The sequence below is a fragment of the Sphingobium sp. genome (assembly GCF_035511395.1).
Lineage (GTDB): Bacteria > Pseudomonadota > Alphaproteobacteria > Sphingomonadales > Sphingomonadaceae > Sphingobium.
The window spans coordinates 1-10446 of sequence record NZ_DATKFP010000239.1 but is presented as its reverse complement, the minus strand read 5'-3'; the positions used below and the strand labels follow the sequence as shown (position 1 = coordinate 10446).

Here is a 10446-nt window from a genome sequence, read left to right as displayed (position 1 = left end):
TCGGCAACTTCGCCAACGCCTCCGGTTCCAACAGCGTGGCCCTCGGTGGCGATTCGGAAGCCTCCGGTGCATACGCTACGGCCACCGGCCAGGGCAGCCTGGCGACCGGCGTGAACAGCGTGGCCATCGGTGGTTCGCTGTTCGGCCTGCTCGCCACCGAAGCCTCGGGTGACTACTCCACGGCGGTCGGTGGTGGTGCCTGGGCACCGGGCACCAACGCTACGGCGCTGGGCAACGCCGCCGAAGCACAGGGCGCCAACAGCGTGGCGCTGGGTGCCGACTCGATTGCAGACCGCGACAACACGGTCTCCGTCGGCGGTGCCGGCAATACGCGCCAGATCACCAACGTCGCGGCCGGCACCGAGGGCACCGATGCGGTGAACAAGGACCAGCTGGATGCCGTCGCCGCCACCGCGGAGAACACCAGCAAGTACTTCCAGGCCAGCGGCAGCGACGACAGCGATGCCGGCGCCTATGTGGAAGGCGACAACGCACTGGCCGCCGGTGAGGCCGCCAATGCCAGCGGCGACGGTGCCACCGCGCTCGGCAGTGGTGCCACCGCAGTAGCGGCCAACGCCACCGCGGTTGGCTTCAACAGCCTGGCGACCGGCGGCAACGCCGCGGCGATCGGCAACAACGCCCAGGCCACCGGCGAAGACAGCGCCGCCTTCGGCAGTGGTGCGGTCGCCAGCGAGACCAGCAGCACCGCCACCGGTGCCGGCGCGCAGGCCACGGCGGTCTACAGCACCGCCAACGGTGCCGAAGCCATCGCCAGCGGCGCGCAGTCACTGGCCAGCGGCTTCCGTGCCTCGGCCTCGGCCGATGGCACCACCGCCGTCGGCGGCTACAGCGAAGCCAGCGGTCGCCTCGGCTCCGCGCTGGGTTACGGCACCTTGGCCAGTGGTGCCAACAGCACCGCGGCCGGCGTGTTCGCCACCGCCAGCGGCGCCAGCTCCGTGGCCATGGGTGATTCCAGCGAAGCCACGGGCGATGAAAGCGTGGCCATCGGCGGCAGCACCTTCTTCGGGCTGATCCCGGCGCGTGCCAGCGGTTACGGTGCGGCGGCCTTCGGTGCCGGTGCCTGGGCGACCGACGACTACGCCACCGCCATCGGCTGGAACTCGTGGGCCGGCGCAGTGCAGTCCACCGCGCTCGGTGCCGGTGCCACCGCCAACGGCATCAACAGTGTCGCGCTGGGCGCAGGCTCCACGGCCGACCGTGACAACACGGTGGCCGTCGGCAGCGAGGGCACGCCAGTTTCTTCGATCTGGAGCGGATCGAGGTGCTGCGAGGGCCGCAGGGCACTCTCTACGGCCGCAACGCCACCGCCGGCGCACTCAACATCGTCGCCGCCAAGCCCAAGCTGGGCGAATTTGCCGGCTATGCCACGGGCAGCTACGGCAATTATGATGCGATCAGCGCCGAAGCTGCGGTCAACGTGCCGCTCGGCGAGAAATTCGCTTTCCGCGCCAGCGGCATGCACAATGAACATGACGGCTATTTCGACAACGGCCCCGCCGGTCGCGGCAGCGCGGGCAATACCGATGCGGCGCGACTGTCCTTCTACGCCGAACCGGTCGAGGGCGTCCGCGCCTATGTCGCGGGCGAATATGTCGACGTCAACACCACCGGCATCGCCCAATATGGCATCGTCGTCGCCAATAATGGCGTGCTGGCCAATCCCGGCTATGCATCCGGCATCGTTGACGTGATCCCGTCCACGCCGCAGTTGGAAGGCGGCGGCGTGCCGCTCAACCTGGACTTCAACCCGCCCAAGAAGTCGTTCCCGCTGGGCGATCTGGGCTTTACCAAGATCAAGCAATATGCGGTTCGCGGACGGCTGGATATTGACGTCGGCACGATCGGAACGCTGAGCTATATCGGTGGCTATCGCGACGTGAAGTCGGATGTCAGCCAGCCGCTGAACGGCTTCGTGCCGACCACGTTCGTCCAGAATTATTCGAAGGATTCACAGACGCAAAGCCATGAAGTCCGCCTGTCGGGTGGCGACAAGGGCGGCATCATCTATCAGGTCGGCGCCTTCTACTTCTACGAAAACCAGCAGATGGCGCAGGGCCTGTTCCTGCCGCTGGCGGCGGGCGGCAGCTATCTCAACTATTTCTATCGCCCCTATGTGAAGAACCAGTCGATGGCCGGCTTCGCGCAGGCGACCGTACCGCTGATCGAGGACAAGCTGACCGTCACCGGCGGCATTCGCTACACCAAGGACAAGAAGAAAGGCCTGTACGTCAATTATGGCCCGCAGTTTGGGCGCGGCCCCAATCCGCCCCCGATCGACGATACCACCCGTCCGGGCCGGGTCGAATTCGAACCGCCGCGCCTGAACGAAGGCCAGGCGACGTGGACGCTGGGCTTCGATTATACGCCTACCCGCGACCATCTGGTCTACGGCAAGGTCAGTGCCGGCTACAAGGCGGGCGGCTTCGACAATGTCGGCGCGTTCGGCGCGGAAAAGCTGACCGCCTATGAGGTGGGATCGAAGAACAGCTTTGCCAACCGCACCATCCAGTTCAACGTCGCGGCCTTCTATTATGACTATAAGGATCAGCAGATCCCCGTCTTCCTGGACACCAATATCGGCAATCAGGTGGTCAATGCCGGCAAGTCCCGCGTGTGGGGTATCGAAACCGACACCACCATCCTGCTGTCGCGCGACGACCGCTTTACCGCGACGGTCAATTATCTGAATGCGGAACTGACCGCTTTCAAGACGTCGCTGCTTGGCCTGACCGGTCCCATTTATGACAGTGACCCAGCCACGCCGGGCATCCAGCCCTTCGACCTGAGCGGCAACCGTCCGGTCCAATCGCCCAAATGGGTAATCGCGCTCGGCTACGACCATGATTTCCACATCGGCGATCACAAGATCACGGCCGGCATCTTCAGCCGCTTCAAATCCGACTATTATCTCCAGCCGTTCAACGCGGTGGCGGAACGACAGGAGGCCTTCACCCAGACCGACCTGACGCTGGAATATAGCGCGCCGGGCGATCGCTTCAGCCTGCAGGCCTACGTCCGCAATCTGGAAGATTACCGGCCCTATGGCTTCGTCAACTATGTGAATGCCGGCGGTACGACGCTGATCAATTATGTCTATGGGTCGCCACGCACCTATGGCGTACGCGGCACCTTCCGCTTCTGACGAAGGCGTGTAGCATGACATGATCCAGGGGCGGTTCCGGCTAGGCCGGCGGAACCGCCCCTTCTTCTTCGACCGGACCCAGTCCCCATGATCGGGGACGCCCAAGGAGAAGAGCATGTTCCCGTCCGCCTGCATCGAATGGCTGTTCAAGGACGATGCGCCCGATTTTGCCGACCGCATCCGCGCGGCCAAGGCGGCTGGCATCGATGCCGTCGAATTCCACCTGTGGGACGACAAGCCGATCGACGATATTCGCGCTGCACTCGACGAAACCGGCGTGACGCTGACCAGCTTCTGCGTCGGGCCGCGCCGCAGTCTGGTGGACCCGGCCCAGCATGAGGAATTTCTGGCCGCCGTGAAGGCCACGCTGGAAACCGCAAAGATGCTCGGCCGCCCTCCCCTCGTCGTCGCTTCCGGCTTCACCCGCGAGGGCGTCAGCCTGGACGAACAACGGGCCGAGGCGGTCACGGCACTGCGCCAGGCGACCGCGCTGGCGGAAGAGGCCGGGGTCGTGCTGGTGCTGGAGCCGCTCAACACCGTCGTGTCCCACCCCGGCATGTTCCTGTCGAGCACAACGCTTGCCCTCGACATTATCGAGGAAGTCGGCAGCCCCCATCTGCGCCTGCTCTACGATGTCTTCCATTCCAACGTCATGGGCGAGGATATGGAAGAGGTGCTGGGCGGTCGCATCCACCTGGTGCAGCATGTCCAGTTCGCCGATAATCCGGGCCGCAACGAACCGGGGACGGGCACCATCGACTGGCCCGACACCGTGTCGAAGCTGCGCGCGCTGGGGTATGACGGGGCGATCGGCCTCGAATATCAGCCGACCATGCCGACGACCCAATCGATCGCCAGCGTCCGCGTGGCGACGGGCCTGTAAAATTCAGAAATGACGTCAGGGCCGGCCACAAACCGGCCCTGAACTGCATCAGGCCCGGCGCAAATGGGCCAAGCTGGTAAGGGAAGCGCAATGACGAGTGCCGTTGCAGGTCATGCCATGCAGGACGGGTCGACGATAAGGCCAATCGCAGGAGACACTCTGCGGCCATGGGAAAAGGTCAGCTATGGTCTGGGCGATTTCGCCTGCGGGCTCAGCTGGAACGCCGTTGGCGCCTTTCTGCTCTATTTCTACACCAATGTCGCCTTGCTGCCGGCCGCAGCGGTGGGCACGCTTTTCCTGCTGTCGCGCCTGTTCGATGCGGGCGTGGACCTGGGCGTCGGGTTGCTGGTCGACCGGACAAGGACGCGCTGGGGCCGCACCCGCCCTTATTTCCTGTTCACCGCCATTCCCTTCTCGATCCTGCTGGTGCTGACCTTCACCACGATCGACGCCTCCACCGGCGCGAAGCTGGCCTATGCCTATGTTACCTTTTCGCTGCTAGGCATATTGTACAGCTTTCTGGCGGTGCCTTTTTCGGCCCTGATGCCGATGATGACGACCGATCATGGCAGCCGCATGCAATTAGGCAGCGCACGCGCCATCGGCACGTCGATTTCCGTGATCCTGGCAACCGCCGCCACCATGCCGCTGGTCGCCATGCTGGGCGGCGGCAATGAACGGACAGGCTTCGCGCTGGTCGCGATCATCTTCGCCGGACTGACATTGGCCGCGCTGCTCAACCTGTTCGTCAGTTGCAAGGAGCGGCATCATGACGAAGCGCCCCGCAGCGGCGCGATCTGGCCGCAGGTGGGCGCGATGGTGCGCAACCGCGCCTGGCTCGTCACCTTCCTCTTCTGCACGCTCAATTTCCTGCGCTTCGGCTGCGTGATCTCCGTCACCGCCTTCTTCGCGATCGAGGTAATGAAGGCGCCATGGATGATCGGCATATTGCTGCCCGCCGTTTCGGGCACGCTGCTGCTCAGCGCCTTCATCGCACCGATGATCTTCAAGCGGACCGGCATCCGCAAGGGCTGCATCGCGGCACTGGCGCTCGCCATCGCGCTGCACATGCTGCTCCCCTGGATCGAGGCGCAGCATATTCTGTTCCTGAGCGCCTTCCTGATCTCGGCGATCCTCGTCAGCCTGACCATGACGGCCATCTTCACCATGGCGGCCGATGCGGTCGACTATCATGAATGGATGTTCGGCATCCGTAACGAAGGGCTGCTCTCGTCCGGTATCAGCCTGTCGACCAAGGTCGGCATGGCGGTGGGTACTGCGATCATCGCCTATGTGCTGGGCATGGCCGGCTATGATCCCAAGGTCGTGACCGACGGTGCCCGCGCCGCGATCCGCTGGTCCTATTATGGCTGGCCGATCGCGATCATGATCGTGCAGATCGGGATCATCGCCTTCTGGCCGATGGATGGACTGCATGACCGGATTCGCCGGGACATCGCCGCAAGGGCGACCTGATACGTACAAAAGAGAGGAGCCGCTGCATCCGGCAGCGGCCCCTCTCTTTGTCTGTTCGGGCTTTTCGTTTCAGAACATCGGATGCGCGTTGCGCGACGTTTCCGGGACCGGCTGGAACATGTCCCAATGTTCGACGATCCTGCCCTTGTCGAAGCGGAAAATCTCGACCACGGCAGCGCCGCGATCCTGTGCCGACAATTTGCCGCGATAGTGAACCGCCGCCAGATCGCCATCTACCAGTAGGCGCTGCACTTCGAAAGTCGCGCCCGGTGCCGATCGCAATCCCTTGATCGCCGCGATCGCGCCGTCCCGCCCCTGCCCCATCCGGCTATTATGCTGGATCAGATCGGGCGCGACGAACTGGCGGTAAGCGCCCTCGACATCGCCCTTTTCGAACAACAGGGCGATGAAGCGATCGAACGCCGCGCGATTGCGTGTCGTGGCGCCCTCCACAGCGGGTTTGGCAGACGCCATCGCCATGGAATCGCTGCCCGGTTCGATCGGTTGCAGCACATCCCAATGTTCGACGACCTTGCCGTCCTCCAACCGGTAGAGATCCGCCACCGCAGCGCCAGGAGTGCCCGGCTTGCCCTGCCCGAACAGATGGACCAGCGCGAGATCGCCGTCGATCAGCAGATGCTTCACCTCGAACCGGGAATCCGGCCGGGCGAACATCGGCGCCAGCGCTTCGACAGCCGCCTTCGGTCCGTCGGGCAGCCCCGGATTATGCTGGATATAGTCCAGTGCGACATGAGCGGCGAAGGCGCCGGCCACATCGCGCTTCGTATAGAAGCGATCGACAAAATCGGTAAAGATAGCCCGGTTTTCCAACGCCTTCGCCACGACTGCGGGCGCCACAGACACCAGCGCGACGCTCATGATACAGGCGAACCGCTTCACAGCGCCCCCTCCTTCATCAGCGACACCGCATGGTCGCAGGCCCGTGCGGTCAGCGCCATATAGGTGAGCGACGGATTCTGGCAGGCGGACGAACTCATCTGCGCGCCGTCGGTGACGAAGAGGTTGGAGACGTCATGCGCCTGGCTCCAGCGATTGAGCACCGACGTCGCCGGATCATGGCCCATGCGCGCGCCGCCCATTTCGTGGATGGCGGTGCCGCCCGGATTGGGCTGGTCGAAGCCCATGATGACATGTCCGCCGGCGGCCTCCATCATCGCTGCCGCTTCCGTCCTGGCATCGGCCAGCGCGCGCCGCTCATTGTCGCCATGCTCGAAATGGATGTTGAGCATCGGCAGACCCTGCGGATCGAGTTTCACTGGATCCAGCGTCAGACGGTTGGTGACGCGGGGCAGGCTTTCGGCGAAACCGACAAAGACCATGCGCCATCCGCCAACCTTGCGGGTCTGTTCCTTATAGGCCTGGCCGATGCCCGCCGATCGCTTGGCCGCCGTCCATCCGCTCTGCAACGCACCGCCCTGAAAGCTGTAGCCGCGCGTGAAGTCGCCGTCCTTCCTGTCCAGATTGCGAAAGCGCGGGATCACGACGCCGGTCGGCCGGTTGCCGAAGGTCGTGCGATCCTCGAACCCAGGCATGATCGCCATGGTCGACAGGGTGGAGGCATGGTCCATCACATGAGTGCCCAGCACACCGCTACTGTTGGCAAGGCCATCGGGGAAGGCCTCCGACCGCGATCGCAGCAGGATATGCACGCTGTTGAAGGCGCTGGCATTCAGGAAGACGAGCCGCGCGCCATGGCGGCTGCGCTCGCCGGTCTTCACGTTGATGACGCGAACGCCGGTCGCCTTCTTCGTGACGGGGTCATGGTCGACCGCTTCCACCAGCGAATCCGTCACCACCGTCAGTCGGCCAGTGGCCTGGGCCGCTGGCAGGGTTGAACTCTGCGTGCTGAAATAGGCGCCATAGGAACATCCGCGCGCGCAGATGGAGCGATACTGGCAGGGCGCGCGCCCTTCCTTCGGCGCGGTCAGGTTGGCCGTCCGACCGACTGTCAAGCATCGATCCGGCCATTTCCGAGCGATCGCCGCGCGGACATGCTGTTCGACGACATTCAGAGCCATGGGCGGCAGGAACTTGCCATCGGGCAGCGACGCCAGCCCTTCCGCCGCGCCGGAAACGCCGATGAAATCCTCGACATAATCATACCAGGGCGCGATGTCGGCGTAGCGGATCGGCCAGTCGGTGCCATAGCCGTCCGCCTTGTTCGCACTGAAATCATAGTCCGACCAGCGATAGCTTTGCCGTCCCCAAGTCAGTGACCTGCCGCCCAGCTGATAGCTGCGCCACCAGCTGAACTGCGTGCCTTCAGCCACGGCATAGGGGTTGTCCTTGTCGTTGACGAAGTGATTCTGGGTGAATTCGGTGAAGTGGCGATTGAGCCGCTGCACCGGATATTCGTCGGCATAAAGCTGGGCATCGCCCTCGCCGCGGAATTCCATCTCCCATGGTGCCTTCGTTTCCGTCACATAGTCGGTGCCATGCTCGATCATGCGTCCCCGCTCGATCATCAGCACCTTGAGGCCTTTTTCCGTGAGTTCCTTCGCAGCCCACCCGCCGGTGATGCCCGAACCCACCACGATCGCGTCAAAATCCATGCTCATCCGAAATCCACCGCTGTCCAGTCGCTCGACCAGGACCGATTGTTGGGGGCCAAGGGAAGATTCGGATCCCAGCGACCCGGCACCAGCTCATAGTGGAGTTCTCGGCTCGCCCCGACTTCGGAGGTATAATAGCCGGTCAGGATCAGCGCCTTGATCTTCTTCCAGGGATGATCCTTCCGCTCGCCGCCAAAGGCTTCCGCGTCATAGGTTTCCAGCACGTCCTGTTGCCGATCGGGGGACAGGTTGAGGAACAGCGTGCTTGAACGCTGGTTGAGTTCCTTCTGGACTTCTTCCAGCATCGGAAAGCCGCCGCGATCGCCTCCCATGCGCACAGGACCGGCGGCTTCGGACGCCGTGTCCTCCAGACCATGGCGCAAAGCCAGTTCCACGAAGGCCGGCACGCCGACCGCAACGGCGCCGGGCGTATCGGTCGCAGGAATGACGAGGTCGGAAAGGCGCGCCAGCAGCAGCTTTTCCGAAGCGGTGGCGCCGCCATCTTCGCCCGCCCTGACCTTGTTCCAGGCATGGAGCGGAATTCCTGCCAGCGCGCCGAGAACGACTGCACCGCCCAAAATCTGGCGACGGTCCGCCCTGGCAGGCGTCCATCCACCGTCGGACGGCAACTGGCGGCTGTCGTCGCCTTGTCCCATATCCTCTCCTCACGCGTCTCGCACGACACACATATGAACTATAATTCTATTTCTTACACAATCCATGGAGCGGCGGCAAGTATCGTCCTCATGCCTTTGCATGACTTGTTCCACGAATTTGCAGCTGGCGGGGAATCGCCAGTGCCAGCAGGCCCACCATCGCCAATATCACCGATACGGCAATGGCCGACACGGTGAAGGCGCGGATCGCGTCGCCCGCAGCCATGCTCTCTCCCGGCTGAACCAGGAAAAACAGCGTGCCGATCGCGGCCGCGCCCATGGCCGATCCCAGTTGCTGCGTCGCCTTGAGCGTTCCCGACGCGGAACCGGCATGCCCCACATCGACCTCTGACAGGGTGCAGGGGGGCAGCGGACCACCGACCAGCCCCATGCCCAGCCCCATGGCCAGAAGCGGCAACCCCAGCAGCCAGGGGGCGATATCCATGAGGTGCAGCGCATTGAACAGGCCGATCAGCGCGCACAGGCCCGCGATCATCAGAATCGCCCCCCAGCTGATGATGATGGGGCCGAAGCGGGGCAACGCCTTTCGCGACAGCAGGCCGATCGCGAACGACGCACCGAACGCATAGGGCACATGGGCCAGGCCGACCTGCGCTGCGGTAAGGTGCAGGCCGCGCTGCATGGCGAGGGTCAGGACGAACAGCAGCCCGCCCGTCGCAGTCTGGAACGCCACCGTCGTCAACAGGCCGAAGGAGAAGCCGCGCGCATGAAACAGCTCCGGCACGATCAGGGCGGACCCATCCCTTGCCATCCGCGCCCGGCTGTGACGGATCAGGATGAGGGCGATGGGGAGGCTGCACGCCATCAGCATGAAGCCCCAGATCGGCCAGCCATAGTCGCGCCCCTGAATGAGCGGGAAGATCAGCGCGAAGAGCAGCATCATGACGAGCAGGGTGCCGATCATGTCCAGCCGCGGTCGGCCCGCCGACCGTCCCGCCGGCAATATCCGGGCCGCCAGCACCAGCGCGACGATCCCAATGGGCAGATTGATCAGGAAAATCGGCCGCCAGCCCAGCCCGAACAGATTGGCGCTGAGGATAAGGCCACCGATCACCGGTCCCAGCACGGCGGCGAGGCCACCCAATATGCCGAACAGGCCCAGCGCCGCCATGCGCTCATGCGGCGGATACATGATCTGGGTCAGCGACATGACCTGCGGCAGCATGATCGCCGCCGTCGCCCCTTGCAGCAGGCGCGCGCCGACGAGCTGGCCGGGATCTTGCGCCAGCCCGCACAGCAGGGATGTCAGCGTAAAGCCGGCGACGCCGATCAGAAAAGCGCGCCGATAGCCGAAAATGTCACCCAGTCGCCCGCCGGTGATCAGCAGGAGCGAAAAGACCGTGGAATAGCCGGCGACCATCCACTGCACTTCCGCGTCACTGGCGCCCAGTTGCGCCTGCAAGGTCGGAACGGCGACGTTGATGATCGTCATGTCGACGAGGTCGAGGATCATGGCGGTGGCGACGATCGCCAATGCCATGCTGCGCTGCCTGCTGCTTAGCCCCGCAGCAGACGCAAGCGCGCTGTCCGCAGCCCCGGCGCCCTCTCCTCCCGTACCGTTCATGTCCTGCCCCCGGTCGCGCACCTCGTCGTCGGCGCGCCAATTATCGAATTAATATTCTAGTAATGAAATATCGCAATTTGCGCGTTGGTCAACCGTGCTGCCAGCTTGGC

Annotated in this window: 7 protein-coding genes and 1 pseudogene; 4 read left to right on the top strand and 4 right to left on the bottom strand. The window is 64.1% G+C overall.

Annotated features, from left to right (window positions below):
• From VMR39_RS17050 to VMR39_RS17035, 4 genes and pseudogenes are all read left to right on the top strand, one after another.
• Positions 1 to 1211, top strand: a pseudogene (locus VMR39_RS17050) (hypothetical protein); the annotation flags it as partial.
• 56 nt (positions 1212 to 1267) lie between these two features.
• The gene (locus tag VMR39_RS17045; protein ID WP_349255099.1) at positions 1268 to 3163 is read left to right on the top strand and encodes a TonB-dependent receptor; all 1896 of its coding nucleotides are present in this window, start codon (positions 1268 to 1270) and stop codon (positions 3161 to 3163) included.
• Positions 3164 to 3278: 115 nt separating this feature from the next.
• A complete protein-coding gene (locus tag VMR39_RS17040) occupies positions 3279 to 4046 on the top strand; it encodes a hydroxypyruvate isomerase family protein (protein ID WP_325417243.1) in 768 nt (255 codons plus the stop codon).
• 90 nt (positions 4047 to 4136) lie between these two features.
• Positions 4137 to 5522, top strand: a complete 1386-nt coding sequence (locus tag VMR39_RS17035) for a glycoside-pentoside-hexuronide (GPH):cation symporter (protein ID WP_325417241.1) — start codon at positions 4137 to 4139, stop codon at positions 5520 to 5522.
• A gap of 69 nt (positions 5523 to 5591) precedes the next feature.
• On the opposite strand, the gene VMR39_RS17030 is transcribed toward VMR39_RS17035, so the two are convergent.
• From VMR39_RS17030 to VMR39_RS17015, 4 genes are all read right to left on the bottom strand, one after another.
• Positions 5592 to 6422 carry a nuclear transport factor 2 family protein gene (locus tag VMR39_RS17030; RefSeq protein WP_325417239.1) on the bottom strand — a complete coding sequence of 277 codons (831 nt, stop codon included), beginning with the start codon at positions 6420 to 6422 and terminating at the stop codon, positions 5592 to 5594.
• A complete protein-coding gene (locus tag VMR39_RS17025) occupies positions 6419 to 8101 on the bottom strand; it encodes a GMC family oxidoreductase (protein WP_325417237.1) in 1683 nt (560 codons plus the stop codon). The genes VMR39_RS17030 and VMR39_RS17025 overlap by 4 nt, the downstream gene beginning before the upstream one ends.
• Positions 8098 to 8751 (bottom strand): gluconate 2-dehydrogenase subunit 3 family protein, encoded by a 654-nt coding sequence (locus VMR39_RS17020; protein WP_325417235.1) that lies wholly within the window; start codon positions 8749 to 8751, stop codon positions 8098 to 8100. The genes VMR39_RS17025 and VMR39_RS17020 overlap by 4 nt, the downstream gene beginning before the upstream one ends.
• An 88-nt stretch (positions 8752 to 8839) precedes the next feature.
• A complete protein-coding gene (locus VMR39_RS17015) occupies positions 8840 to 10336 on the bottom strand; it encodes an MFS transporter (RefSeq protein ID WP_325417233.1) in 1497 nt (498 codons plus the stop codon).
• Positions 10337 to 10446 lie beyond the last annotated feature (110 nt).

Bases quoted from the DNA above. Each gene is read 5' to 3' on its own strand.
- VMR39_RS17040 (WP_325417243.1), top strand. From the start codon at position 3,279: ATGTTCCCGTCCGCCTGCATCGAATGGCTGTTCAAGGACGATGCGCCC.
- VMR39_RS17035 (WP_325417241.1), top strand. From the start codon at position 4,137: ATGACGAGTGCCGTTGCAGGTCATGCCATGCAGGACGGGTCGACGATA.
- VMR39_RS17025 (WP_325417237.1), bottom strand. From the start codon at position 8,101: ATGAGCATGGATTTTGACGCGATCGTGGTGGGTTCGGGCATCACCGGC.
- VMR39_RS17020 (WP_325417235.1), bottom strand. From the start codon at position 8,751: ATGGGACAAGGCGACGACAGCCGCCAGTTGCCGTCCGACGGTGGATGG.
- VMR39_RS17015 (WP_325417233.1), bottom strand. From the start codon at position 10,336: ATGAACGGTACGGGAGGAGAGGGCGCCGGGGCTGCGGACAGCGCGCTT.